This is a genomic window from Parabacteroides sp. PF5-6 (assembly GCF_029504695.1).
GTDB lineage: Bacteria > Bacteroidota > Bacteroidia > Bacteroidales > Tannerellaceae > QVMG01.
The window spans coordinates 346,583-373,282 of the sequence record NZ_JAQFIN010000002.1 but is presented as its reverse complement, the minus strand read 5'-3'; the positions used below and the strand labels follow the sequence as shown (position 1 = coordinate 373,282).

Sequence of the window (26,700 nt, the reverse complement as noted above, 5' to 3'; positions counted from 1 at the left end):
GCAAGACTATGACTACCGTTGAGTTAGCACTAAAACAATCGCTTATCCGGAAATTAATACAAACGGATGATCAAAAGGTATTGGAAAAGATCCAACACCTATTGAATCGAACCGCATCGGAAGAGAAAGAAGATGTCTTGTATTTCTCAAAGGAACTGAAAGAAAGAATCAATTTGGCGGAACAACAACTGCAAAACGGCGAACTGATAGATCAAGAGGACTTAGACGTAGAAGTAGAGAAATGGCTCGCAGAATAATTTGGACTAAGGACGCCAAGTCGACTTTGCATGAAACGCTTTCTTATTATCGCACACGCAATGGGAACAGCAAGTATAGCCGAAAGCTCTATGACGCATTTAAGAAAGATCTTCTTTTGGTTGCGCAAAGCCCGACAATAGGCGGGAAGACCGAAAAAGAGAATATCCGCTACATCATTCCACATCCCGACTATATGCTCTTTTATCAATATGATGGGAAGAAAGTAGAGGTATTGGTCTTATGGGATTGCCGGCAAGATCCACAGAAATTGAAATCCTACTTCATAAAAACAAAATAAACCGCCAGGATCAGGCAGATAAAGGCGGCCAGGTGGTTCCATTGGAAGGATTAAGTCATATAAAAAAGCTATCCCCCGGAAGGAATAGCTTTTTGGATTTATTCTTGTAAGTTTGTTTTGGGGCGAATTATTTCAATGCCGCCAGGGCTTTCTTGATGCGGGCGATGGCTTCGATCAGGTTCTCGTCGGAGGTGGCATAAGAGAAGCGCAGGCACTTCGGCGCGCCGAAAGCAGTTCCGCCTACGGTGGCTACGTGGCCTTCTTCCAAGAGGTACATCGCCAGGTCGCCCGCGTCGTTGATCCGGCGGTCGCCAAAGCTTTTACCATAATACGAGTCAACCTCGGGGAAGAGATAGAAGGCACCTTGCGGAACGTTCAGTTTCATGCCCGGAATATCTTTACACAGATCGACTACCAGGTCGCGGCGGCGTTGGAAAGCGATGCGCATCTCTTCGACACAGCTTTGGTCGCCGGCAAAAGCAGCTACCGACGCTTTCTGTGCGATCGAGCTGGGACCGGAGGTATATTGTCCTTGCAACTTATTGCAAGCCTTGGCAATCCAGAGCGGAGCGGCAACAAAGCCGATACGCCATCCGGTCATTGCATACGCTTTAGACACTCCGTTGATGATCGCTACCTGGTCTTTGACTTCAGGGAACTGAGCGATGCTCTCGTGGCGTCCTACATAGTTGATATGTTCGTAGATCTCGTCGGCAATCACCACGATGTTCGGGTGTTTGGCCAATACTTCGGCGAGGCCTTTCAGCTCTTCGCGGCTGTAGACACTGCCTGTCGGGTTGGAAGGTGAGCAAAGGATCAACGCTTTGGTGCGCGGGGTGATGGCGGCTTCCAACTGTGCCGGCGTGATCTTGAAGTCCTGCTCGATGCCGGCTTCGACAATCACATTCTTTCCTTCGGCCAATTTCACCATCTCCACATAACTCACCCAATAAGGGGCGGGAACGATCACCTCGTCGCCGGGGCCTACCACACAAAGCAATACGTTACATACCGATTGCTTGGCTCCGCCGGAAACAATGATCTGATCCGCCGTATAGTCCAGATCGTTCTCCCGCTTCAGCTTGTCGACGATTGCTTTCCGGAGATCCATATATCCCGGAACCGGAGAATAGAACGAGAAATTGTCGTCAATGGCTTTCTTGGCAGCTTCTTTAATATGATCAGGCGTGAAGAAATCGGGTTCTCCCACACTTAGATTGATCACATCTACTCCCTGAGCCTTCAATTCCTGACTCTTTTGCGACATCGCCAGGGTTTCCGAAGGCGACAAACTTGCTAAACGATCTGATACTTGCGTCATACGACTAATTATTTATGTAAATATTAAACAATGCGCGACAAAATTAATCATAATTCGTCTAAAAGCAATCTTTTTGTTATTTAATATTGTGCAATTGGTGTCCCATGCGCTCTTTTTTGGTCTTCATATAGAACGCATTGAACGGATTGGGCGTGATCTCGATGGGTACCACCTCATCGACAGTCAGTCCGTAGGCTTCGAGTCCGACCCGTTTGACCGGGTTGTTGGTCATCAGCCGCATCTTCGTCACACCAACAGCCCGAAGGATCTGTGCACCTACGCCATAATCGCGTTCATCGGCCTGATGACCCAGATGAAGATTGGCATCAACCGTATCCAGTCCCTGCTCTTGCAGTTTGTAAGCTTTCATCTTCTCCATCAATCCGATGCCGCGGCCTTCCTGGTTGAGGTAAACCACGACTCCTTTGCTTTCTTCTTCGATCATCTGCATGGCTTTGTGCAATTGCTCGCCGCATTCGCAGCGCAGCGATCCGAAGATATCCCCGGTAGCACACGACGAGTGTACGCGCACCAATACCGGCTCTCCTTTTTCAATCTCTCCTTTGATCAAAGCGATATGTTCCAGCCCATTACTCTTCTGACGGAAAGGAATCAACCGGAAATGGCCGTATTCGGTCGGCATATCGACCTCTTCGCCTTTCTCAACGATCGATTCGGTCTGCAAACGATAAGCGATCAGGTCGCGGATGCTGATAATCTTGATGCCGAATTTCCGGGATACTTTGATCAGGTCCGGCAGGCGCGCCATCGTTCCGTCTTCATTGATAATCTCGATCAAGGCGCCGGCGGGATAGAGCCCGGCTAAACGGGCAAGGTCGACGGTCGCTTCCGTATGTCCCGAACGACGCAGTACCCCGCGGGAGCGGGCGCGCAACGGGTTGATATGTCCCGGGCGTGCCAGGTCGGTCGGTTTGGTGTTCGGATCGGCAAGGGCCAGGATCGTGAGGGCCCGGTCGGCCATCGAAACGCCTGTCGTGCAACCTTCGATCTTATCGACCGTCACCGTGAAAGGGGTGTCGTAGATCGAGGTATTTTGTTGTACCTGCATCTCCAGTTCCAATTCCTGGCAACGCTCTTCAGTGATCGGTGCGCACAATACCCCCCGGCCTTCGGTCAGCATAAAGTTTACCTTTTCCGGCGTGATCTTCTCGGCGGCGATGATAAAGTCGCCTTCGTTCTCGCGGTCTTCGTCGTCGACCACAATCAAAAACTTCCCTTCCCGGAAGTCTTTAATTGCCTCTTCTATCGTATTTAATTTGATTTCGCTCATGTCGTTTGCCTTTGTTTAAGTTCGCTGCAAAAGTACGACATTTATTTGAACATATCGAGTAACTCCTGGCTTGTTCGTTGTACGACTTTCACATCGTGAAGTAAAAGCTTGCGTTTGTAGATGGCCAACAGGTAGATCGGCAGCCCCACCGGGAAGAATATAGCAATCGCCATCCCGATCTTTGGCGTGATACGGATATTCAACTGATTGTATCCGGACATGATCGGGTAGTCCATCAGTTTGTTCAAGATCAGGATTTGGTCGGAATTGGCCAACTCTTCCACGATTTCTTCCACCTGATCGGACAAAACATTTACCGAGTCGTCTTTTCCTCCCTGTTTCCAGAAAGTGAAATAATTGATCCAGCGTGTATGTTTGGTGATGTAGTTCTGCGTCTGATCGAATAGCAGATGTAATTTGGCGGCGACCGCTTCGTAGTCGGGTGCGAAGATGATCACATCTTTCATCTCGACCTTACGGTTCGAACGTTTGCCGATCAGGTTTTTCAATGCGTTGATATAAGTGTCTGCATTGAGTATCACCGAGTCGTTTACGGCTTTATAGGTCAGGAACACGCCCATCGGAGTCAGGACGGCCGCACTCAGCCACATCCCTTCCCAGGAAGCCCAAACCCCGTCGCGGGCCATCTTGTAACCCATATTATCAATAATGTAATAGAAGATAAACAAAAGAACGGAGATAATCACCGGAACACCCAATCCCCCCTTCCGAATGATCGCCCCCAGAGGCGCACCGATAAAGAAAAAGAGCAGACAAGCGGCCGAGATCGTGAATTTCTTATGCCATTCGGTCTGATGGCGGCGCATCTTGGCGGCTTCTCCTCCGATCGTGGTTGCTCTTATATAATAATCCTGCCGGACATTCTCCGCCGAATTTTTTGCCCGGTTTAACAAGGTCGCTTTATCGGCCGGAGTCTTGGCATTATAGATTTCCTCAAAGTGCAGGTTGATCGTTTCTTTCTTTTCCGCTTTGGCGGTTTTCAGAATCTCCTGAAATCGATCCACTGCCTCTGGCGTTTCATCCGGATTATGGTCGCGGTTGACAAAGTTTCTTTTATACGAATTGTCATATATGCCTTTGGAATTGACGGTTTTCATGCTGTCGAGCCGGACCGTCATCGAATCGATGGACGTTTGCAGGTCGGTCAGGTTCTTTCCGATATATTGATTTTGCAAGAAACCTTCGTCTGTCGGTGTGAAATTAGCATCGAACTCGATCAAAAACTCTTTTGTGCCGAAAGTCTCCCGCCGGTAAGGCACAGCCGTTTGTCCCCGTCGGGCCGATGAGGTCTCTTTGTTCAGGTTCTCAAACGACTCGCCATTGAATAGCGTTAATACCAGGAACAATTTATCTTCCGAAGTCTTCAGCCGGCCCGAATCAGCCAGGATCACCCGCGCGTTATTGAAGCCATTGGAATAATCATAGATCATCATGTCTTTCAATGATCCGGTATTTTTATCTTTAGACTTTACATATACATTGTATCCGGTAATCTCCCCATAGAAAGAGCCTTCCGGAATATCCAGTTCCGGCGATTTCTGACGAATACCATAAAGCAGAGAGTATAATTTTACCTGGACCACAGGCATGGCGTTGTTCTGGAAGAAGAAAGCCCCGACACTCACAAAGACCATCAGGATAATCAACGGTTTCATAATCCGGATCAGGGAAACACCGGCCGATTTCATCGCCAACAGCTCCAACTGTTCACCCAGATTTCCGAAAGTCATCAACGAAGCAAGCAGAATAGCCAAAGGAAGTGCCATGGGAATCAATGACAGGGCGGCATACAGAAACATCTCTGCCAGGACGGTCATCTCCAACCCTTTCCCAACCAGGTCATCGATGAAACGCCAGATAAACTGCATCAACACAATAAACAGACAAATACCGAAGGTCATAATGAACAACGGCAGAAAAGTCTGAAACATGAATGTGTATAATCGTTTTATTCTCAACATTGCCAATTTCGGGTTGAAAGCGCAAAAGTAGTGCAAAAAACGATAGGATGCGTACAGAACATTGTGAAACTAAACTAAATCCCTAACGTACGCTTAAGCATTTCGACCTGCGAATCCCAAAGATCGATTGCGTCTTCTTTCTCATCCGGTTCGGCGAAATCGGTGATCTCCAAAGCCGTTGCTCCGGTCAGTTCTACCGTATGGATCTTAAATTCAAAATAGCTGTTCTCATTTTCATCTTCCACCCAACGGTAGCGCACACTAATTTCCGGTTTGACCGAAATCACCTCGGCCTCTTCTTCGTCTTTATCCCATTTGAAGGTATAAATCGAATTGTTGATAAATACATCATCTGCAAACCAGGCAGACAATCCGGGGGGGGTCGTCACATGGTTCCACAGGCTACGCCGCGAGACTTTGTCAAAAACGTACTCTATATGAAACTTCTCCTTTTTCATCGGCTCCATCATTTTATATTGCGCACAAGGTACAGAGAAAAAATGTAATCTGCTAATATCCCCCCATTAAAAATGCATCTTAATTCTCCCTCTTTCTCAAAGACATCTCCTTTCGGGCGCTATTTTTTTTTGAAAAAGGTTGCAAAAGCAAAAAATAACCTCTACTTTTGCCCCCGCATTCCGCAAATGGCGAGATAGCTCAGCTGGTTAGAGCGCATGATTCATAATCATGAGGTCCCCGGTTCAATCCCGGGTCTCGCTACGAAAAATGAAGCAGTTACTGAAAGGTGGCTGCTTTTTTTGTGTTTGGTGGGGTGCCAAAGGGGCGCCTATCCGGGGTCATCCCGTAATCCGTAGTATGTGTTGCATGCTATACTGCAAAACATACCCGGTGGGCTTCGATGGGTGCGGTGATGTTGTTTCCTTTGTAAATCAATCTGTGTGTAATTCATTTAATAGATATACTATAATGATACAGGTAAACCGTCTTTTGTTGTTTTGTTTTTGTTTTTTTCTGGCGCATGCGGTCCAGGGGCAAGAGATTGTTCCCGGTGCGATCTGGCCGGAAAGACTGTTTCATCTTTATGGCCGACCGCTGGCGCCCGAAACATCCGTCGGATCACGCTATATCTGGTTGCCCATTCAGTATGAAGATGGACTTCCCGTCTTGCGCTGGCAGGATCGTTGGACGATTGGCGACTAAAGCAACGCCTGCTTCAGATCCGCCAGGAGGTCTTCGATATGCTCCGTTCCGATAGAAAGCCGGACAGTTGCCGGTGTGATTCCCTGTCGGGATAGTTCTTGTTCGCTCAGTTGCGAGTGGGTAGTCGTGGCCGGATGAATAACCAGCGACTTCACATCGGCTACATTGGCCAACAGCGAGAAGATCTTCAGGCGGTCGATAAAGCGGTGAGCTTCCTGTTCGCCTCCCTCGATCTCAAACGTAAAGATAGAACCGGCACCTTGTGGGAAATATCTTTTGTATAAGGCATGGTCGGGATGCTCGACTAATGCCGGATGGTTGACTTTCCTTACTCTCGGATGATTTCTCAGAAACTCCACAACCTTAAGCGCATTTTCGACATGCCGTTCCACCCGCAACGAAAGTGTTTCCAATCCTTGCAATAATAGGAAAGCATTGAGAGGGCTGATCGTAGCTCCCGTATCACGCAATAAAACCGCCCGGATGCGGGTGATATAGGCGGCCGCTCCTGCTGCCTGCGTGAAGCGGATGCCATGATAACCGGGATCGGGCTCTATCAGTTGTGGGAACTTCCCGGAAGCTTCCCAATCGAATCGTCCGGCATCGACAATCACTCCACCCAGGGATGAACCATGGCCTCCAATGAATTTAGTGGCCGAATGTACCACAATATCCGCTCCATGTTCAATCGGGCGGATCAGGTAGGGCGTGCCGAATGTATTATCGATAATAAGCGGTATCTGATGGGCATGGGCTATGGCGGCGACGGCTTCGATATCGATAATGTTTGAGTTGGGATTGCCGAGTGTCTCAAAAAAGATCGCTTTGGTATTCTCCTGAATGGCTTGCTCGAAATGGGAGAGATCGGAGGGATCGACAAAGGTGGTGGTTATCCCGTAGGCGGGTAATGTGTTTGCCAGCAGGTTGTAGGTACCTCCGTAAATGGTTTGTGCCGATACGATATGGTCGCCTGCCTGTGTGATGTTTTCGAAGGCATAGCTTATCGCCGCCGCTCCGGAAGCTACGGCAAGCCCGGCAACCCCACCTTCGAGTGCCGCCACGCGTTCTTCGAAAATGCTTTGGGTAGGATTGGTCAGGCGGCCATAGATATTGCCGGCGTCTGTCAGTCCAAAGCGGGCAGCAGCATGTGCTGAATCGCGAAAGACGTACGAGGTGGTCTGGTAGATGGGTACTGCCCGTGCGCCTGTTGTTGCGTCCGGTTCTTCCTGTCCTGCATGTAATTGCAAAGTCTCGAAATGTAAATGTTTTCTTTCCATGTCCTTTCTTTTGTTAGGATTGTTAGTATTTCTTTCTGGCAAAGGTAGGATGCGTGGAAATATCAAACAACGAAATGATGAAATATGGAAGATATAACTATATTTGCTTCTTCTATCAGTGGGTATGTTCTGTTGTTGATGGCAATGGACTACCTAAAAAGAATTTTATTCTATGGATACTTTAGATAAGACCGATCTGCAGATCTTACGGATACTGCAGGAAAACTCCAAACTGACCACCAAAGAGTTGGCCGCCCGGGTTAATCTTTCCACTACTCCTGTTTTCGAACGGCTCAAGCGGCTCGAAGCGGAGGGCTATATCAAGAAATACGTTGCGATACTGGATGCCGAGAAGCTGAATTGCGGCTTTGTGGTCTTCTGCAGTGTGAAACTGAGCCGGTTGAACCGGGAGATTGCCGAGGAGTTCTCTCATTTCATCCGGCAGGTGCCCGAGGTAACCGAGTGTTACAACATATCCGGGCAATATGATTTCCTGTTGAAAATCCATGCGCCGGATATGAAGTCCTACCAGGAGTTTATTCTCAACGTATTGGGTACGCTCGATAGTTTAGCGTCGCTGACCAGCACCTTTGTGATGGCCGAAATCAAGCATAACTATGGCATATCCATTTGAGTTGGGAACAGCTTACTAAAAGATCTTCAATCCAATGATACCCACGATGATCAGGAATGCGGAGAAGAGCCGCATCAGACTCGTTGAATCATTGAAAAAGAGAATGCCTATCGCGAGTGTGCCCACCGCTCCGATGCCTGTCCATACGGCATAAGCTGTGCCGATCGAGATCGTTCGCTGGGCCAGGTAGAGGAAGAACCCGCTCAGCGCCATAGAGATAACCGACATTGTGATGAAAAGAAACTTGTGTGGGGTTACCGAGGCCAATTTGAAGCCAAGCGGCCAGCCGATTTCGAATACACCCCCTAAGAAAAGGAATAACCACGCCATAACTGTTGATCTGTAGATGGTCGTCCATCTGTTCTTCTGCTGTGGTCGGTCGTCCGACGCGGCAAAGATACTTGTTTTAGGGGATAAGATGGCTATTTGCGTTTGTTTTTTCTCGGGATTGAGTTTTGCCACCCCTTGGCAAAACTTTGCCTACGTCATGGCAAAACTTTGCCACCGCCTTGGCAAAACTTTGTCTACTGCATGGCAAAACTTTGCCACCGGCATGGCAAAGTGTGGCAAAGCCTTACTTTGCCCGTTTTATCGCATAACATTCGTTATCCAGCACCTCTCCGTCGTAGCGTTGCTCGGCCAGGCTGAGCAGGCCTTCGTATTGGAAGCCAGACTTCTTTAATACGTTCTTCGACCGTTCGTTGTGCGGATAACAGTAAGCAGAGATCAGGTCGAGTCGCAGTTCTTCGAAGCCATAACGCAACAGGGCCTGAACAGCCTCGGTCGTCAATCCTTTGCCCCAATGCCCTTCATCGATGGCATAACCGAGCATGCGCGTGCGATCGTTCTGTCTTTTGGGATCGGGAATCAGGCCGATAGTGCCGAATAGCTTACCTGTTTCTTTCAGGATCATGCCAAAGACCGATTCTTGCCCGAGAAAGACGACTTTCATCACCTCACGAGTCTCTTCGATACTTCCATGCGGTTCCCATCCGGCATGAATCCCCACATTCTTATTCTGCGCGTACGCATAAATCTCCTCCGCATCGCTTTCCACGATCGGCCGAAGCAGGAGGCGGGTGGTTTCTATGTTCATTTGTTTTATTCTTTTATTGCATTGATAAACTCGCCGAATCGTAAGATTCGTGTGCTATTTATTTTATTGAAGAGGAGATGTTCGAAATCTCTCTGTTTTTTGTTTAAGTCTATAGTTTCAAGCAATTTGTTTGTCGCGTCTTTGAACTCCTGCAGGCTACCGATCCCGCATCGCTTTTGCAGAAAATCATAGTCGGGCTGAGTCTGGGACAAAAGAAACATCAAGTCATAAAAGTCACGACCTTTCGCCCGGGCTAACATGGCGGTAATCTTCATACTGCATAAGACGCCATCCGATGGAACCGGGAACGGAAAGAAAAATCCACAGCCCCTGATATCTGCCATGACGGGTTGATAGGCAACTCCCTGATTCTGGCTCTCTACCTTAATCAGAAACCGTTCTTCCTTGTGTCCGCTTAATCCTAAGTCGAACAACAGTTCCGGGAAATGAATGTTGCGTCGGAATGCTGTTAATTTCGGATTGTCTTTGTCGCGCGTTTCCACACGAAGTCCTGAACGTTCAAGATACTGGATTATCCCGTCCGTCATCTCCATAAATTCTTCCTTCGAAAGCTTTTTGCAATCAAAATCCAGGTCTTCAGAGAAACGGTCGATCCCTTTGACCAAACGGAGGTTCGTCTCGCCGATAAAAGAAATCTTCTGTATGTAGGCTGTGGACGAAAGATAGTCCATGATCATCAGTTGCAGGTACTCTTTCAGGATATGTTTGTCGAAAATGGAATTTTCCCGGATCTGTGCCGGGAAGTAATTCTTGATTTGCTCTATCTGTATCATAGGTCGTATGTTTTGAATAACAGCTTAATCCGTTGGTCGAGGGCTTTACTTTGGAATCTTTCTGCAAACTCCATAAACAATTCGGTATTGAGGTCGTTTTGCAGATAATATTCATCCAGCCGTAATTCTTCCATTTCCTGTTGGTTGTCATAGAAAGGATAAAGATACAATAGGTCAAGCAAGGCTTTCTCGGGCATTGCAAACTGTATCGTTCGGTTATCTTTCATAGGCTTCAGGTCATAACCAAAGATCAGATCCTTCTTCAAGGAATGATAGGAATATTCCCCAAAATCATTTGTGAAAGCCGTGGTCTTGAGCGATGTCACACTGGTTATTTGCACAACGGCTTCCGGTATCATCCCGTAAAAGGATAATGCCGTGTGCAAACTGATATAAGAAGGCCTGTATATCCGGTTGGCGAAGTAGAGCGGATAGTCCGGCTTCCCTTTGTATTCGGGAAAGGTATAATAACCTTGCTTCAGCCGGACAAGATAACCTTTCTTTAGCCAGCGTGTGATGTTATTACGGTCGAAATCCGGTTGCCATGCGAATACCTGATAGGTATTAAAGCATGCCAAATCAAACATCTTATCCTTAAATTCAAAGAAATTCATTCGTTTTATTTCTATTATTCAGCAAATATAGTGAATTATAGAAATAAAACAACAACTCCTATAAAGCCATTGCCCGATTTTTTTACCTTTGTGATTGAATCAATAGATGGTGTGATGAAAAAGCTTTGTGCCCTTGTTTGTCTGAGTTTGATAATCAATTATTCCGGTGTTGCTCAGGAGGTTTCTCGTCGGGATTCGCTTGTGGCTGATTTTACGTATCTGGTGAAACTGCTGGAAGATAGTCATCCGGATCCGTACACTCATTTTGGCGGGAAGGTTTTCTTTCATGAGCAGGCTGCTCTTTTGAAGGATGAATTGGGGGCGAAGGATTATACTGTTTCCGAGTTTGCCGATAAGGTCTCCGAGTTCCTGGCCAACTTGCAGGACGGGCATACGTATGTGAGCCTTCCGCAGTCGTCGGTGAGGGACCTGAAAAGATATCTGCCTCTTCAGATGCGGGTGATTCCCGACGGGTTGATACTTAGTGGCTTGCCGGATGAATACAAAGAACTGCTGGGGAGTCGTGTGGAGCGTATAAACGATTGCTCGGTCGATCAGTTGCTTAAACGAACGGCGGCGATCGAAGCCAGTGAGAATGTGTTTGGCAGTTATGCACACCTGGCCGCCAGCTTTTCCCATCCGGATATCAATACCAAATTGTTTCCCGAACCCCAGGAGAATGTGAATCTGACGGTTGAAACGGCTGACGGTGAAAAGAGAACGTTCGTATTGCCTTTTATCGGTCGCGAAGAGTGGCTGAATCGGGAATGGGCGAAGCTCCCGGAATGGGAGAAAATACCGGCGGGCAACTATCTCTCATATAACTTCCTGGACGAGAGAAAAGAAGTGATGTTTTTCAAACTGACAAGCGTCATGGCGCGTGAGAACTTCGAATACGTCCTCGATCGTCGATGGCCGGGGGCATACGATCAGTTGAAGAGCTTCTATGATTGGACGTTGAAAAAAGAGATGCCGGCCGATACGTTGGCGGCGTTAGCGGGTGTTCCTTCTTTGTCGGAAGAGTTTTATAATCTGTTGTCCGAGATGAAAAGGCATAAGAGCAAAGCGTTGATTATCGACCTGAGGCTAAACGGAGGGGGCTGGACGCCGATCACCCTGCCTGTACTTTACCAGCTCTATGGCGATGCGTATCTGAAAACCGATATGGAAGCCGTTACCTATAAATATGTATCCGATTTATACCTCAAGAAACAGAATATAAGCCTTGAGCGGTTGAATAAAATGTATCGTGGGAGTTATGCGTTGGGCGATTATATAAAGGTAAAGAATGCGGTCTGTGACACCTGCGATATCCGTTCCTTGCGTCAGCGCTTCATCGACCAAAGCATGTGCAGCAACCGCGACGTATTGACCCAGCAAGAAGGGCAGCCGATTTATCACCCAGGGAAGATATACGTACTGACAGACGAATGGACCTTCAGCGCGGCTTTTCACTTTGCCTTTTATCTCTGGAAAATGGGAGCGACCGTAGTCGGCGTCCCCAGCATGCAAGCCCCGAACACCTATATGGAGCAAACGCCTTTCCGCCTTCCGGCCACTCAACTGGAGGGCTCCATCTCCAATTCCCTGCAATTGTTCCTGCCCGTAAACGATCGTCGCGCTAATATCTTCTGGCCGGATATCATGCTCACCTACCCGGATTATCAACAGTATAAATTTGATAAGCATGCAGAGATCCTTTATTTGTTGGATCAGATGCGATCTAATTAGTGAAGTGTATATGTAAATCTCTTATTTGATCATTCAAGTCTTTGAGATTGCTTACCAACTCTTCAAATGAAACGGATTCTCCATATATCATGTGCAGGCGCATATTCTCGTAGTCAGCTTCCCACTGGTCTATAATGGAATATGGGGGAATGATGTTAAGAGTTTTCGAATAAAGTGTGTCGTAGTCAAATCGATGTAAACCGATAAAAATGCGGCGATGCTCTATCACCTGACGGTAAAGTTTGGCATCGCCAGTAGCACGTTTGGCTATTGGCGTTTTCAACATTTGGCCAATGTCATACATATGTCGTGACATCCGTTCCACACGAATCTGTTCCTTTGGCTTGGCAAACTCCTCATGCAAAAGGAATATTTTTTCAAGGAAAGTGCGTTCGGGAAGGACAGCACGTACATTGAACTTCGGTTCTGTAAAAGGTGCTTTCGGATAGACTTGGTCAATCATTGAGTCAAGATATACTTCGCTCACCGGGTCATTCATAGACCTACCACTCACCTCTACTTTTACTTTGGGAAGTACGTACAGGCCGTCTTCTCTATCAATGGAAAAACTCAAAACGGAATCATAGTTGATGTTTATGGTCTCCGGGTCGGTGGTGGAGATGGGGGTTATATCAACATTTACCCGGAACTTGTCTTCGGCGATGCCGTTTTTACGCAACTGTTCAGTCAAATCGTGCTGCATAGTCTCTCTTACAAAGCTACAAGTGGCGCGGCGCAATTTATCATTGATTTGTGTTTTTGACAATGAACCGCTGAAGCCAAGATATTCCCTGTCAATGGCAATGTCTATATCTTCCGAAAATCGATCAATCAGGTGCCAACACTTACTTAGTGATGTCCCTCCTTTGAAAGATAAGTGCTTGGCGTATGGCAGGCAAAACATGGCGCGGAGTACTGCAGTTACCCACCAGTCCTTTTCAATTACCTCCCGCTGTCGTATGTTTAGCTCCGTAGAAACGCGGTCGAGTATATCCGTGCGGTCTTCTCCTGACAAATCGATAAATTTCACCGTTGCAATATCGTTTTTACCCATGTTGGAGCAAGCACTATATCGTGTTTGAAGTCTTGTTCCGAAACATGTTCTGTTATCATATTCTTTATTTTTGTCACTTGTGCTTCCGTTATCTCCTTTTCACCAATTTCCCGCATGGCAAGTACGGCCAGTTGCATCAGCTTAGAGTGGTAGGCAAAGTTGCCTAAATCGTTGCTATGGCGGAATGTTATATTTTTCCCCTCACCAAATTTGACCTGTCGTGCAGAGCCATCCGTTATATATACGATATTAGCCGGAACTTGCGTAGACAGACCAAGTTTATTGAGAGCGTAGGCCCCGGTTGGTATGATGCGTGCATTATCTCTTTGCGCAATCTTTAAGGCTATAGCATCCAGTGATGGTTCACGTAGTGTCCCATCCCACTTATCATATAATGGTATATAATAAATACCTTTTGCAAAGCGATGCAGCTTTCCATTACGGCACAGACGGCTTAATCCCGAACGGACAGCATCAGGAGTGCCACATGTTATGAAATCATCAGGAATGATAATTGTTCCATCTTTAGCTTGTTCCACAATGTCGTACATCGCCTTATAAGAACTGTTTGCACTCATAAATCTAAGTTTTGCCACAAAGTTACTACTTTTTTGTGGCATCTGCCGTTCTTGCAGGATCCATATTCCACATATTCTTGACTTTATTCTCGGCGATATCGTTCATGTAACGATTGAAAGAAAGAGTGTGATGCCTGAAGATCACCTGCCGAACCACTCTTTGAACTCACTTACCCGTGATTTGGTGACCAGGATTTTATCTTTTGTGGGTACGATAAGGTTAACGGACAATCGTCCGTTGAACCAGTAATCCATATCTTTCACCGCTTCTTTGGCGATGATATATTGCCGGTTGGCACGGAAGAAATGGGCGGGGTCAAGGTCGTCCGTCAGTTCTTCCAGGGTGTGTGGAATAATAAAGGTGTTATTTTCTTTGGTAAGTGCTTTTACTACTCCGTTTTCGATGTAGAAGCAGGCGATGGACTCCGTAGGCAACGGCAGGAGTTTACTTCCTTTATTCGGAATGAGGAAGTAATTTTTGTATTGCTTTTGCCGGTTCATCGATTGGATCAGTTCCGATAGTGAGTGATTCTCCGGCGGGTTGGCTTTTGTGAATGAACGTAGTTTCTCGAAGGCGCGTTGCATGTCTTTTTCTCCAATGGGTTTCAATAGGTAGTCGATGCTGTTTACTTTGAAAGCACGGAGCGCGTATTCGTCGTAAGCGGTGGTAAAGATGATCGGACAATTGATCGTGACATGTTCGAATATCTCGAAAGCGGAACCATCGGCCAGGTGAATATCCATAAAAACAAGGTCCGGCATGGGGTTCGTCTGTAACCATTTGATGCTTTCAACGATCGAATCGGCAATCCCCACGATACTGCATTGGGGCGCCATATCGGTCAATAAGGTTTTCAGGTTGTTGACCGCCGCCTTTTCGTCTTCAATGATCAGTGTTTTCATGGTTGCCGGGATTTATTAAAGGAATGCTGACGCAAAACGTCTTTTCATTCCTGTCAATTGTAATTTCTTTATCAAAAAGCAGATGGTAGCGCTTCACCAGATTGTCCAGTCCAATGCCCGTGCCCGAGCTGTCGGTGCGTTTGGGTTGTCTGGGATTGCAGACATGTAACATACCATCGTCGGTTGTACGGATGCTGACTCTTAGCGGATGCCGGTTGCTGATCTCATTATGCTTGACGGCATTCTCTATCAGTACCTGCAACGACATTGGCGGAAGCAGGTGACTGTTGAAATGTTTGTCGGTTTCTATTTCAAAGACGAGATTGTCCTCGTAACGCATTTCCAACAAGAAGGTGTAGCCTTCGATAAATTCAAGTTCCCGGGCAAGCGTGGTATGCTTTGAATCGTTCTCCTGGAGCATATACCGAAGTACGTTGGATAGTTCCTGGGTATAGTTTTGTGCTTTCACCGGTTCCTCGCGAATCAGCGAGCGCAGGGTATTGAGCGAGTTGAAAAGCATGTGCGGGTTTAATTGGCTCTTGAGCGACTCGTACTGACTGAGGATATTCTCGAGTTTCAGTTGCTGGTTCTCCAACAGGATCTTTTGCTGCCGGCGAGTGATATAAATAATGTAACAACTACCGGTCACTACGCCCGAAATAATAAAATCGCGAATGGGGTGTAGATAATGGTGCGCGGTAGATTGCACAGCCAGTATATCAAACGACTGATGCAAGTGGTAGAATGCATTGCTTAATAGCGTACTCGCCAGCCAACAGAGTAGAAAGGAAAGTATGAGCTTTTGCCAACTGATCTTTGCTGTTGTTTCGTTGAACCGGAAAACGACCGTTGTCAACCAGAAAAGGAAAAGAAGCGCCACGAAGGAAAAGAAGATTTCATTGATGACTTCTAATGTTTGAATACCCGGAAACACATTGTGGTTCTCGAGCCCTCCCAGTAAGTCTATCAACTCAGGAATATGAATCAGAAAGCTTACTGCCACCGATATGATAACCAGTGACCACCTGTATTTCGTTCCGTATTTCTTTCCTGCATCGGTCATGACAGACAAAAGTAGTTATTTTTGCACAATCCTTGCGTTAACATACATGCCTGGACGAAACAATTCGTTGTTTTCCATCACCTTGGCATAGACCTCGAGTGAGCGGTTGACGTTATCGACAGCCTGTCCGACGGAAATGATCTCACCTTCAAACGTTTCATCGCCCATGCCGTTGACCCGGAACGTGATAGGGCAGCCCGTTTTTATTTTACCCAGGTCTTTTTCATAGGCCATCAGTTTAATCAACGTATTGTTTTTATCGATAATCTCACAGAGCGCTTCTCCGGCCGCGATATGTTTGCCGAGATTCATCTGCAGGTTGGAGATATAACCGCTTATGGGAGCATATACTTCGAGTAAAGGCATAATACCGTTTGCTTGTAATGCCTGCACCGATACGCCAAATATACTTAGTTGTGCCGCTGCGGCCTCTTTCCGGCTTTTCATCGACAGGTAATCGGCTTTGCTTTGCTGGAATTTCTTTTGTGAGGCCGCTGCTTCGCGGGCGAGAATCTCCTGCCGCTTGTATTCCGCTTCCAGGAAGTCGCATTGGGCGGCCGCGTCGAGATAGTTCTGCTGCAGGTTGATAAACTCCGGATTTTCAAGCGTAGCCAACAATTCACCTTTTCGTACGTATTGGCCGGGCAACAGGGAGGTGTTTTTCACTATGCCGTCGATCGACAGGGATACGGAGGCGTGGCGTTGTGGCGAAAGTACAAAGGTCCCGTTGAATGTCACGTCCTTCGCCAGTGATGTGGCGGATGTGACGGCATCCGTCGTTAACGAGTCGTTGACTTCCGGTTCAACCGCAATCACTTCTGTTTTTATTTCGATTGCTTCTTCGGCTTTCTTGTTCCCGGGACTGCTGCATGCTACGGTAAATAACAAGGCTGCTACTGATATATAAATCGTTTTCATCGTTTCTTCAATTAGTTATTATATAATTCATATTCCAATGCAGATACATTGTATTGATAAATCATTTCTATATACGATTGTTTTATTTCCAATGCGCTGTTCATGCTCTGTATAAAATCACTGATATCCGTTTCACTGTATTTCAATTGCAGTTGGGCAGCGTGTATCATCGCATCCGCTTCGGATAGGGCAGAGGTTTCGAAGAAACGAATACTCTCGCCGTACTTGCGCAGGTCTGCTTTCAGTTCATACACTTTGTTATTCAGTTGACGGATATTATCTTCCGCTTCATATCCGGCGATACGGGCTTCCAGTTTGGCCTGTTTTACCCGGCTCGACTGCGCGTTGAATACAAGCGGAAGGGAAATGCCGACCGTCCAGGAATGTAATCCTTTGTCGGGCAGGATATTCTGTCGTTGATAACCCACCGAGAACTCGGGGAAGAAACGGCTCCTTTCGATAGAAACCTGCGCCACGGATTCGGATTGTTTGCTGTTGAAGTAGGAGAGGTGGTCGTAAGAAAGCTCCGCCTGCATGATATCCGCATCGTATTTCTTTAATAAGGTATCGGCCGGAATGACCGGAACATCGGAAAAACAAACCCATTGCAGACGGGCGGCAGCGACCTTAAACTCTTCTTCTGCCTGGAATACTTTGTTTTTCATCGAGGCAGCCTGTGCCGAAGTCATATTCTTTTCCAATAGAGTAATCTCCCCTTGTTGATAGCGCAAGTCGCCGGTGTGCAGAAGCTGTTCCGCCAATTGGTTCTGCTCGCCCATCATTTGCTTTTTATGGTAGGCGTACTGGTAATAGGCCCAGGCGCGTTTGGCTTCGGCGGTCACCTCTTTTTCTACCATATTGCGGTAAAAAGTAGCGGTATTTGCCTGATGTTTTACTAACGAGTTCCGATAAAAAGGGGTGACAAGCGAACCGATCGCTTGCGAGATACCCAGTTCGCGGTCGTTGCGGTTGGTGCCGTTGAGCTGTCCCCAGGAGTAGTCGAACGAGGTATTCCCTAAATCCCACGTTTCGCCCCGGGTGGCTTTATGGCGATCGATAGCGGTTGCGGCGGCTTTTAACCGGGGATTGTTCTGTTTAGCCATACTAATCACTTCATCCAGGGTGACTGTTTGTTGCGCCTGCATACCACCGGATATCATCAATAAGAGAATAATCAAGCCGGCAACGGGCGTAATGTTTCTTTTCTTCCATTTACGCATAGACACGTTAAACACACCGATAAGCCGGTAAAACACCGGAATGATAATAAGCGTAAGGAATGTCGATACCAATAATCCACCGATAACGACCGTTGCCAACGGGCGTTGCACCTCAGCCCCCGCCGAAGTGGCTATCGCCATCGGTACAAAACCGAGCGAAGCGACCAAGCCTGTCAGGAATACAGGGCGCAATAGATGCGGAGTTCCTTTCTTTATGATTTTATCTGTTGCCATTTTATAAGTAGTTCCTTTTGATAATGCTTTGAAATGATTCAACATCAGGATACCGTTGAGCACCGATACGCCAAACAATGCGATAAATCCTACTCCTGCCGAGATGCTGAACGGCAATCCTCTGATCCAAAGAGCCAATACACCGCCGATCATCGACAGGGGCACGGTGCTGAATACCACCAAAGTATAGGTGAGGCTGCGGAAAGCAAAGAACAATAACAACAGGATAAGCAATAAGGCGATGGGAATAACAACGAGCAGTGTGTCGATCGCGTTTTGCAGGTTCTCGAACTGTCCGCCGTACTCGAAATAATAGCCGGGTTGCAGTTTGATGTTTTCATCCAATACGGTTTGTATCCTTTCTACTACCTGTTGAATATCGGCATCGCGCACGTTCACGCCAATCACGATCCGCCGTTTGGTGGCATCGCGGTTTATTTGCAGGGGACCGCTGATAAGCTCCACCTGTGCCAGTTCGGTCACGGGGATTTGTATGCCATCGGCGGTGCGGATAAAGAATTTATTGAGGTTGAAATCCTCCACTTTCTCGTGGTCGAGGCGCACAACGAGGTCGAAGCGGCGTTCGTTTTCAAAAACGGTTCCGGCAACTTCTCCGGCATAGGCGGTACGGATGATATTATTGAGTTCTTCCACATCCACACCGTACCGCGCCAGTTTACTGCGGTCGTAGTTGACCACCAACTGCGGCAGACCCATCGTTTGCTCCACCAAAACATCGTCGGCGCCCGGCACCTGTTTGATATATCGGGATGCCTCGCGAGCTTTGGCGTAAAGTTCTTCCATATCTTCGCCATACAATTTGATGGCGATATCGGCTTTGGCGCCCGTCATCAGTTCATTGAAACGGAGCTGGATGGGCTGGCTGAAGTTGAACTCGACATCCGCAATCGTATCCAACGCGGCTTTCATCTTCTCCACCATCTCAGCGCGCGAACCGGCACTTGTCCATTCCTTAAAGGGTTTCATCACAATCATGATATCCGCGTCTTCGATCGCCATCGGGTCGGTAGGCACCTCTGCCGTACCGATCTTTGCCACCACATGTTTGATTTCGGGGAATTGATGCATCAGTATCTTTTCCGCCTGATCGGATGCTTCGATACTGCGGGTGAGCGAGCTACCGGCCGGCAGGGTCATCTGCATGGCAAAGTCGCCCTCGTCGAGCGTCGGGATAAATTCGGCTCCCAGTTTGGTAAATAATAATAGGCTACCTCCCAATGCCAGGAAGGCGATAGCCAGAGTTGTCAGGCTGAAACGCAGGCATCGTTGCAACAGTCTGCGATATAGTTTGTTCAAGCCATCGAAAAAGCGATCGGCGAAGGTACGTGTTTGCCGGATTGTTTTCTTCAAAAAGAGGGAAGCCATCATAGGCACGTAGGTGAGCGACAGGATCAACGCGCCGATAATACAGAACACCAATGTCTGCGCCATCGGGGTGAAGTATTTGCCTTCGATGCCTTGCAACATCAGGATCGGGAAGAAGACCAACAGGATGATCAACACGGCAAAGGTAGCGGAATGTACCACGCCTTTCGTGCCGTTCACAATTTCATTGTCCATAGATTGGGGCGATAATTTCTGCCCGTAGAACTGCTTGGTGTAGAGGTGGGCCAGTATGCCTTCGACGATCACAATGGAACCGTCGACCACGATACCGAAGTCGATCGCCCCCAGGCTCATCAGATTGGCCGATACACTAAACAGGCGCATCATAATAAAACCGAAAAGCATCGATAAAGGAATGACGGAGGCCACGATCAGTCCCGCCCTGATATTGCCAAGGAAGACGATCAACACCAGAAAAACAATCAAGGCACCCTCCACCAGGTTACGGATCACGGTGGATATATTGCGGTCGACCAGTTCGGAGCGATTCAGGTAGGGTTCTATACTCACCCCCTCGGGCAGCATTTTCTGCACGAGCTCCACCCTTTTCTCCAGTTCGGCAGTCACCACATTGGCATTGGCACCTTTCAGCATCATCGCGATACCACCCACACATTCGCCTTGCCCGTCTTTGGTCATCGCCCCGAAACGTTTGGGGGAACCATAACGTACAACGCCGATATCATCGATATGAATGGGGATGCCGCCGCGGTTGGTAATGACAACCTGCTCTATATCCGTGAGGCTTTTAATCATCCCTTCGGAACGAATATAATAGGCTTTACCCGCTTTTTCGATGTAGCTCCCGCCGGTGTTCTGGTTGTTTTTATGGAGGGCTTCAAATACTTCACCAATAGTGATATTCAAGGAGTAAAGCGCATCGGGATCGACCGCTACTTCATATTGCTTCAGGTATCCGCCAAAACTGTTTATCTCCACAATGCCGGGAATACCCGAAAGTTGCCGCTTGACGATCCAGTCCTGTATCGTGCGCAGTTCCATGGCATCGTAGCGGTCTTCATAACCCGGAGCCACCTCCAATACATACTGGTAAATCTCGCCCAATCCGGTAGTGATAGGCATCAATTCAGGTACGCCAAGGTCCGCGGGTATCTCGCCCGAAACGGTTTGAATTTGTTCGTTGATTAGTTGCCGGGCATCCAATGTAGGCACATTCTCCTTGAAAACCACCGTCACTAGCGACAGACCGAAACGGGAAACGGAACGGATCTCCACCACATTCATAATGTTACTCATCGCCACCTCGATGGGGAAAGTAATCAGTTGCTCCACTTCCTGCGGGGCAAGCGTAGGCGAAACGGTCACGATTTGCACCTGATTGTTGGTAATATCCGGAACAGCGTCTACGGGAAGAGTCAACATGGCATAGATACCCGCCACAAGGAGTATCAGCGTCATAAATCCGATCAGGAGTTTCCGTTTGACCGAAAAACGTATTATTTTATCAAACATACAAAATAGTCGTTAATGATTTGTATGTAAAGGTAGGGCGGAAAGCCTTCGGTTAGAACCGGGACCTAAGTGAACTGGCCCGATTGGGGGTTGAAGTGAAGGATTGTTACCCTTGATTTAACAAAGAACATAATAGCCAGTATATCAACTTATTCGAAGGGGTATTCATTTGTTGATAATTATCAACAGATTTGTTGATAGTTATCAACAGATCTGTTGACAATTGTCAACAAATGTGTTGACGGTTATCAACAAACAAATACTCCCGGCAAAAAGGGAAAATAGTCCTGTGTTTATTTATTTGCATACAGGCCTATCCGGTTCCCTTTCAAGTTTGCCGGGACATTTGATTGTAAAAAAGGACATTAACTACTGATCCGATTCATCATTCCGCCAATGTTCGGGTTTGTTCAATCTTCTTTCCGATATAGAACACATAACCGTAATAGGCTTTGTACTTATTATACAATACCTCTTCGCGCCGCTGGTTGTATATCAGACTCTCTACTGTCTCGTTGCCGGGATACTTCTTCAGGAAATCTTCCTGAGCCTTGTGGCAGGGGGCGAAAAAATGCTCCGTCCAGCAGGTTTCAGGGATAACGAAGGTAGCGACAGGAATATATCCTGCTTGTTGCATTTGGGCAACTTTGTTAGGAATCGTATCGATCTCCGGATAGTTTTCCATCCAGAACTGGTTGATCTCATCGGGGCGCTCATCGGTAAACCATGTAGCTTCCGAGGCAGCGATGTAGCCGCCTGTTTTCAGGTATTGCCGCCATTCGTTCAGTCCACGTTCGAAGCCGATGTTATAGATCGCACCTTCCGACCATAACAGGTCGAGCGATTCTTTTTCAAAAGGAAGGGCGTCGGTCATTGAACCAATGATGCCTTTCATCCGGTTTTGCAATCCCAGTTGCTCGGCGTTCCGGTTGAAGATTTGAATAAAGTCAGGGAAGAGATCCAGTGCGGTGATCTTACCCGGCACATACTGAGCTAAAGTAACCGTCTGTCCACCCGTACCGCAGCCGATATCGGCAATGCGGGAATCTTCGGTCAGGTTGTCGATGAAGTCCAATGCCCGACGCGTTGTTTCGGGGCTTCCCGGCCCTTGACGTTCTACTTGTGCGAAGTATTCGCAGATTAAACTAAAGTCGAAATCGTATATTGTTTTGTTTTCGTTACTCATGATGATAAAATTGATAGTTTAAAATTAAATTGAAAATCGCTTAGCAAAGCGTAAAACAAAGTTGAAAATGATCAAAGCGATCATTTCCCCTTTTTAGTATATATATATGAAAAGAACTCGGGCAAGAGCATGCCAGAGCCAAAACTAAGGGATAACCTTGACAGGACGTCAAAGGTTATTTACTACACCAAATCCTTCTTTGTTGTTGTCATAGACCGCAAATGTAATACCAATGGATCGATTTCACGCCATCTTTTCGGAATAATTTCACAACACCTTATCAAAATCTTATTTCGGACGAAATCCACATATTTAATGTATGAAGTAAAAGATGCAGTAAATCATCCCCAGATTAAAGGCTGAATGGCAAAGTATGGCGCCCAATAAAGAGCCTGACTTATATCTGCAAACAAAGAATAACAAGCTAACCAGGAACATACTGAATACCCATAATATTGCCGGGACGGCGAAGAAGGTCCATTCATTATTGATAAACACCAAGCCGAAGTGGGAGAGATGGGTGAGTGCAAATGCACTGCTATCGATGATCGAAGCCTTTGTTTTTCCAAGGGATTTGGCGAAACTCGCATGAACGATTCCCCTGAAGAACAGTTCTTCGCCAATCGGACTGAAGATCATTCCCGTTGCAGCCATTATAAGAAACATCGTTAGCTTATCTTTTCCGTTTATGCCATCGGGGATATTATAAGATTCGCCGATATACACATACCCGTTTTCGTATGAATCGCCATACAACCACTCTCCTGCAAAATAAAGAGCGACACTAAAGATCAATCCGATAGCCATAGCAATCAATAGCCATGAATAGTTGCGCGGGCAGGTCAAACCAATAGCTTTCCGTCCCTGTTTATTCAGAAAGATAAATGGAATAATTGCCGAAGCCAGCATAATCAAACCGATATAACTGTAATCTGCCTTCTCATTGGCCTGCAAAACCAGGAGAAAGCGAGGAATACAGATCATGGCGATTAGAAACAATCCGAATTTCCAATCGTAACGAAAAAACTTTCTCCACAAAGGCTTTAATTCATGTCCCATATTCTCAAATGTTTTCCTGTTTTCTACTCGCTCGTTACTCATTCCGTTTTCGATTCATTTTTTTTCTTTTATAGGAATCCATATTTCACTATATGCATAGTCTTTTTTCAACTCATCCATTTTTGTAAAAGAAAACGAGGGATTGTCAATCAGTTCGTAATTGGATGATAGAAGCCATTCTGAGTAAATCCTTGCCCAAGTCTGTTGCAAAGTTGAGGGAAATAAACCCTCGTTTGGGAATACTGCCCACAAACCTGCTTCAACGGATAATTTTTCTAATTGCTTACTCACTTCCTCACTAGACATCACGCCAATCATATGGGTTAAATCACCTTCTTCTTTCATAAACTTAGCATCAGCATCATAAGAAATATTGAGTATTTCAAATGGTGCAATGTTTTGAATCTCACGCATTTCATTCCTCTGCTCTTCTGTGATACTTTGTATAAGTTTTACAATTTCATTATTAACTCCTTCAAATTGCATTGGTATACGTTTACTCACTCCAAAGAAGTTGAATGCAGGTTTGTTTTCGATTCTAAATTCCATACTGATTCCTCCTGTAATAACTATTTTAAATGAAAATTTGGGGAACATTTTGCTTGTCTTTTTCTTGATTACATCTGATGGCAAAAGTCCACTCCATTTCTTAAATGCACGGGTAAATCCGTCTGTTGACTCATAACCATACTTGAAAGCCACATCAATAACTCGTTCCCCTGCCAGTAAATCTTTGTTGGCTTCCGACAATCTTCTGTTTTTAATGTATTCACTAAGCGTCATTCCTGATAGATAAAAAAACACTTTTCGGAAATGAAAATCAGAAACTCTTGCATAGTCAGCAACCGATTCAAGTGATATCTCATCGGTCAGATGCTCTTCTATATAATCAATCACTCTATTTAATTCTTCTAACATACTTCTTTATTTTACGACAAAGTTACGGTTACTTTTATTTTCTCGGCCGACTATTTTTCACCAATTTAGTCGGATTGGCAAAAAACAGCATCTAAGTCTTCCTGTTGAATTTGTGTCTTTTGTTGGCTTCTCCTGCCTTTAAGTGATACAGCAAAGATGGAAATAAATTTGTAGATTTCCTAGTTGTTATTTTGTTTTTCGCGCAATAATACATATTATTGTGTATCTTTGTGCGTAAAATAAAACAAAGGCGGGACCATGAGTAAATATATCGAAGAATTCCATAAGCTCAAAATCTTCCATAAAAAAGATATTGTTGCATTGACCGGTGACGAAAATGCAGCAAAAGAACTTTTACGAAGGTATAAACAGCAAGGGTTAATATCACAAGTAAGACGAGATCTCTACGTTGCAACGGATTTAGCTACAAAAACCAGTTCTGCTTCAAAGTACGAAATAGCCAGTCAAATAAACTCTTCTTCTTACCTATCTTATCATGCTGCATTGGAATATCATGGTTTGGCTCATCAGGTATTTTATGAAATGCAGGTTTCATCCAAAGAAAGGTTCAACAACTTTGAGTACGATGGAATTAGTTATATTTATTCGGAATCGAAATCAGATGCCGGGGTTATTATTCCTCCCGCTGATACACTAATCAGAGTAACCGATTTGGAACGTACTGTTTTAGATTGTATTAATCAAATAGACCGAAGTGGAGGACTGGAAGAAATGATAGCATGTTTTGCCCTTATTACTTATATTAATGAAAATAAACTACAAGACTATTTGAAGCAATTCAACAAACAGGTTCTTTATCAAAAGACAGGATTTGTTCTTGGCTACTTTCAAAAGGAAATGAAGTTAAGTGATGCTTTCTTTGATTTTTGTAAATCCAAGATTGGGAAAAGTATCCGTTATCTGACAGATCAACAGGAATCCAATGTGTATTTTAGTGAATGGAAGCTTTACGCTCCTAAAAACATTCTTTCATTTTTAGAACAAGGAGGAAACGTCAATGTATAATTATAGCAAAACTGATTTGGAGAGAATCGCTTCCGGTACAGATTTTATCCGGGATAATCTGGAAAAAGTATTCCGCCTTTGTGATATCTTGAAACACTTAAATGAAAACCCGTTATTTGCCGAACATTTAGCATTAAAAGGAGGAACCGCAATTAACCTGACAGTTTTTAATCTTCCACGCTTATCGGTTGATATCGATTTGGATTTTACCAAAGAGTGTTTACGGGAGGAAATGATGACAATTCGGGAGAATATCAATCAGGATTTTCTGAACTATATGTTTACACAAGGATATGCTTTGAGTCCTAATACTAAAAGTCCGCATTCTCTTGATTCATGGGTGTTCTATTTTCAGAACGCAGGAGGGAATAAAGATAACCTGAAAGTAGAGATAAACTATTCTTTGCGAAATCATATCTTGCCAATAGTTGAAAAGAAAGTGAATATAGACTTTCTACAATTTGACTCTGAAGTAAAAACACTTTCTACCCTTGAACTATTTGGGAGTAAAATTAAAGCTCTTATTGAGCGAACAGCTCCCCGGGATTTGTATGATATTCACAACATGTTGAAATATAATATTATCCATCCTGATGAGATGGATAAACTCCGCAAAATTATACTATTCTATCTTGCTGTAGGAGGAAGTGATAAACCTTCAAACAGCTATAGTTTTGAAAGTATTGACAACTTGAAATTTGCACAAATCAGAAGCTCTTTACTTCCCGTCCTTAAGAAAAGCGAACGGTTTGACTTTGAATCTGCTAAAGTAGAAGTGAAAGTGTTTCTTCTAAAACTGATGGTATTTACCGAAGATGAAAAGTCGTTTATCGAGAACTTCAACAACAATGTTTATCGACCGGAATTATTGTTTGAAGATGCTGAAATTGTAGAGCGAATTAAAAACCATCCAATGGCAATTTGGAAAATGAGGAATAACAAATAAAAAAAAGTCTCCTAAAACCATGTTTTAGAAGACTCTTATTGTTTTGTGAAGTGGGCGTTGACGGATTCGAACCGCCGACCCTCTGCTTGTAAGGCAGATGCTCTGAACCAGCTGAGCTAAACGCCCGTAAATTGGGAGTAGTAATTGTCGGTGACCGGAAAGTGGGCGTTGACGGATTCGAACCGCCGACCCTCTGCTTGTAAGGCAGATGCTCTGAACCAGCTGAGCTAAACGCCCGAAATTACTACTATTATTGTC

The 26,700-nt window shown here is 45.8% G+C and carries 24 protein-coding genes, 3 tRNA genes and 1 pseudogene; 8 read left to right on the top strand and 20 right to left on the bottom strand.

Features of this window, described 5'->3' with window-relative positions; genetic code table 11:
• The first annotated feature begins 8 nt into the window (after nt 1–8).
• Nucleotides 9–257, top strand: coding sequence for a hypothetical protein (locus M2133_RS03670; RefSeq protein ID WP_277464607.1), 249 nt, complete (start codon nt 9–11; stop codon nt 255–257).
• On the top strand, nt 242–556 hold the full coding sequence (locus M2133_RS03665) for a type II toxin-antitoxin system RelE/ParE family toxin (protein WP_277464606.1): 315 nt from the start codon (nt 242–244) through the stop codon (nt 554–556). Before M2133_RS03670 ends, M2133_RS03665 begins: the two co-directional genes overlap by 16 nt.
• Before the next feature lie 127 nt (nt 557–683).
• Here the strand turns inward: M2133_RS03665 and M2133_RS03660 are convergent, their stop codons facing one another.
• From M2133_RS03660 to M2133_RS03645, 4 genes are all read right to left on the bottom strand, one after another.
• Nucleotides 684–1,877 (bottom strand): pyridoxal phosphate-dependent aminotransferase, encoded by a 1,194-nt coding sequence (locus tag M2133_RS03660; RefSeq protein WP_277464605.1) that lies wholly within the window; start codon nt 1,875–1,877, stop codon nt 684–686.
• A gap of 76 nt (nt 1,878–1,953) precedes the next feature.
• Nucleotides 1,954–3,168, bottom strand: coding sequence for a bifunctional 3,4-dihydroxy-2-butanone-4-phosphate synthase/GTP cyclohydrolase II (locus M2133_RS03655; protein WP_277464604.1), 1,215 nt, complete (start codon nt 3,166–3,168; stop codon nt 1,954–1,956).
• A 41-nt stretch (nt 3,169–3,209) separates the two neighbouring features.
• The gene (locus M2133_RS03650; RefSeq protein ID WP_277464603.1) at nt 3,210–5,120 is read right to left on the bottom strand and encodes an LptF/LptG family permease; all 1,911 of its coding nucleotides are present in this window, start codon (nt 5,118–5,120) and stop codon (nt 3,210–3,212) included.
• Between the two features lie 104 nt (nt 5,121–5,224).
• Nucleotides 5,225–5,608 carry an START-like domain-containing protein gene (locus M2133_RS03645; protein ID WP_277464602.1) on the bottom strand — a complete coding sequence of 128 codons (384 nt, stop codon included), beginning with the start codon at nt 5,606–5,608 and terminating at the stop codon, nt 5,225–5,227.
• A 188-nt stretch (nt 5,609–5,796) separates the two neighbouring features.
• Here M2133_RS03645 and M2133_RS03640 point away from each other — a divergent pair.
• Together M2133_RS03640 and M2133_RS03635 are read left to right on the top strand one after the other, a co-directional pair.
• A tRNA-Met gene (locus tag M2133_RS03640) sits at nt 5,797–5,870 on the top strand.
• 298 nt (nt 5,871–6,168) lie between these two features.
• Nucleotides 6,169–6,311, top strand: a pseudogene (locus M2133_RS03635) (beta-glucanase); the annotation flags it as partial.
• Here M2133_RS03635 and M2133_RS03630 read toward each other — a convergent pair.
• A complete protein-coding gene (locus M2133_RS03630; protein WP_277464601.1) occupies nt 6,308–7,588 on the bottom strand; it encodes an O-acetylhomoserine aminocarboxypropyltransferase/cysteine synthase family protein in 1,281 nt (426 codons plus the stop codon). The pseudogene M2133_RS03635 and the gene M2133_RS03630 overlap by 4 nt on opposite strands.
• A 172-nt stretch (nt 7,589–7,760) precedes the next feature.
• Here M2133_RS03630 and M2133_RS03625 point away from each other — a divergent pair, with 172 nt between their 5' ends.
• Entirely contained in the window at nt 7,761–8,222 is a 462-nt protein-coding gene (locus M2133_RS03625; protein ID WP_277464600.1) for an Lrp/AsnC family transcriptional regulator, read from the top strand.
• Between the two features lie 15 nt (nt 8,223–8,237).
• Here the strand turns inward: M2133_RS03625 and M2133_RS03620 are convergent, their stop codons facing one another.
• The 4 genes from M2133_RS03620 to M2133_RS03605 all read right to left on the bottom strand — a co-directional run bounded on the left by M2133_RS03620 (nt 8,238) and on the right by M2133_RS03605 (nt 10,726).
• Entirely contained in the window at nt 8,238–8,552 is a 315-nt protein-coding gene (locus M2133_RS03620) for a multidrug efflux SMR transporter (RefSeq protein WP_277464730.1), read from the bottom strand.
• A gap of 244 nt (nt 8,553–8,796) precedes the next feature.
• Nucleotides 8,797–9,318 (bottom strand): GNAT family N-acetyltransferase, encoded by a 522-nt coding sequence (locus M2133_RS03615; protein WP_277464599.1) that lies wholly within the window; start codon nt 9,316–9,318, stop codon nt 8,797–8,799.
• Nucleotides 9,319–9,323: 5 nt separating this feature from the next.
• Nucleotides 9,324–10,112 carry a nucleotidyl transferase AbiEii/AbiGii toxin family protein gene (locus M2133_RS03610; protein ID WP_277464598.1) on the bottom strand — a complete coding sequence of 263 codons (789 nt, stop codon included), beginning with the start codon at nt 10,110–10,112 and terminating at the stop codon, nt 9,324–9,326.
• Nucleotides 10,109–10,726: a hypothetical protein gene (locus M2133_RS03605; protein ID WP_277464597.1), complete on the bottom strand. Its 618-nt coding sequence runs from the start codon at nt 10,724–10,726 to the stop codon at nt 10,109–10,111. The genes M2133_RS03610 and M2133_RS03605 overlap by 4 nt, the downstream gene beginning before the upstream one ends.
• Nucleotides 10,727–10,840: 114 nt before the next feature.
• On the opposite strand from M2133_RS03605, the gene M2133_RS03600 reads away from it, so the two are divergent.
• On the top strand, nt 10,841–12,457 hold the full coding sequence (locus tag M2133_RS03600) for a S41 family peptidase (protein WP_277464596.1): 1,617 nt from the start codon (nt 10,841–10,843) through the stop codon (nt 12,455–12,457).
• Here the strand turns inward: M2133_RS03600 and M2133_RS03595 are convergent.
• From M2133_RS03595 to M2133_RS03555, 9 genes are all read right to left on the bottom strand, one after another.
• Nucleotides 12,450–13,487, bottom strand: a complete 1,038-nt coding sequence (locus tag M2133_RS03595) for a nucleotidyl transferase AbiEii/AbiGii toxin family protein (protein WP_277464729.1) — start codon at nt 13,485–13,487, stop codon at nt 12,450–12,452. The two genes, M2133_RS03600 and M2133_RS03595, sit on opposite strands and share 8 nt — an antisense overlap.
• On the bottom strand, nt 13,484–14,107 hold the full coding sequence (locus M2133_RS03590) for a DUF6088 family protein (RefSeq protein ID WP_277464595.1): 624 nt from the start codon (nt 14,105–14,107) through the stop codon (nt 13,484–13,486). Before M2133_RS03590 ends, M2133_RS03595 begins: the two co-directional genes overlap by 4 nt.
• 123 nt (nt 14,108–14,230) lie before the next feature.
• Entirely contained in the window at nt 14,231–14,992 is a 762-nt protein-coding gene (locus tag M2133_RS03585; RefSeq protein WP_277464594.1) for a LytTR family DNA-binding domain-containing protein, read from the bottom strand.
• Complete coding sequence (locus M2133_RS03580) at nt 14,973–16,055, bottom strand: histidine kinase (protein ID WP_277464728.1); 1,083 nt, start codon at nt 16,053–16,055, stop codon at nt 14,973–14,975. Before M2133_RS03580 ends, M2133_RS03585 begins: the two co-directional genes overlap by 20 nt.
• A 15-nt stretch (nt 16,056–16,070) precedes the next feature.
• The gene (locus M2133_RS03575; RefSeq protein ID WP_277464593.1) at nt 16,071–16,973 is read right to left on the bottom strand and encodes an efflux RND transporter periplasmic adaptor subunit; all 903 of its coding nucleotides are present in this window, start codon (nt 16,971–16,973) and stop codon (nt 16,071–16,073) included.
• Nucleotides 16,974–16,984: 11 nt separating this feature from the next.
• On the bottom strand, nt 16,985–21,307 hold the full coding sequence (locus M2133_RS03570; protein ID WP_277464592.1) for a CusA/CzcA family heavy metal efflux RND transporter: 4,323 nt from the start codon (nt 21,305–21,307) through the stop codon (nt 16,985–16,987).
• 385 nt (nt 21,308–21,692) lie between these two features.
• Nucleotides 21,693–22,493 carry a class I SAM-dependent methyltransferase gene (locus M2133_RS03565; RefSeq protein ID WP_277464591.1) on the bottom strand — a complete coding sequence of 267 codons (801 nt, stop codon included), beginning with the start codon at nt 22,491–22,493 and terminating at the stop codon, nt 21,693–21,695.
• A 312-nt stretch (nt 22,494–22,805) separates the two neighbouring features.
• Nucleotides 22,806–23,594, bottom strand: coding sequence for a type II CAAX endopeptidase family protein (locus M2133_RS03560; RefSeq protein ID WP_277464590.1), 789 nt, complete (start codon nt 23,592–23,594; stop codon nt 22,806–22,808).
• A gap of 12 nt (nt 23,595–23,606) precedes the next feature.
• The gene (locus M2133_RS03555) at nt 23,607–24,470 is read right to left on the bottom strand and encodes an AraC family transcriptional regulator (RefSeq protein WP_277464589.1); all 864 of its coding nucleotides are present in this window, start codon (nt 24,468–24,470) and stop codon (nt 23,607–23,609) included.
• 258 nt (nt 24,471–24,728) lie between these two features.
• On the opposite strand from M2133_RS03555, the gene M2133_RS03550 reads away from it, so the two are divergent.
• Together M2133_RS03550 and M2133_RS03545 are read left to right on the top strand one after the other, a co-directional pair.
• Nucleotides 24,729–25,496: a hypothetical protein gene (locus M2133_RS03550; protein ID WP_277464588.1), complete on the top strand. Its 768-nt coding sequence runs from the start codon at nt 24,729–24,731 to the stop codon at nt 25,494–25,496.
• Nucleotides 25,489–26,442, top strand: coding sequence for a nucleotidyl transferase AbiEii/AbiGii toxin family protein (locus M2133_RS03545; protein WP_277464587.1), 954 nt, complete (start codon nt 25,489–25,491; stop codon nt 26,440–26,442). The genes M2133_RS03550 and M2133_RS03545 overlap by 8 nt, the downstream gene beginning before the upstream one ends.
• A gap of 51 nt (nt 26,443–26,493) precedes the next feature.
• On the opposite strand, the gene M2133_RS03540 is transcribed toward M2133_RS03545, so the two are convergent.
• Nucleotides 26,494–26,568: transfer RNA gene (locus M2133_RS03540), tRNA-Val, on the bottom strand.
• Between the two features lie 36 nt (nt 26,569–26,604).
• Nucleotides 26,605–26,679 (bottom strand) — tRNA-Val (locus tag M2133_RS03535).
• Nucleotides 26,680–26,700: the final 21 nt, after the last annotated feature.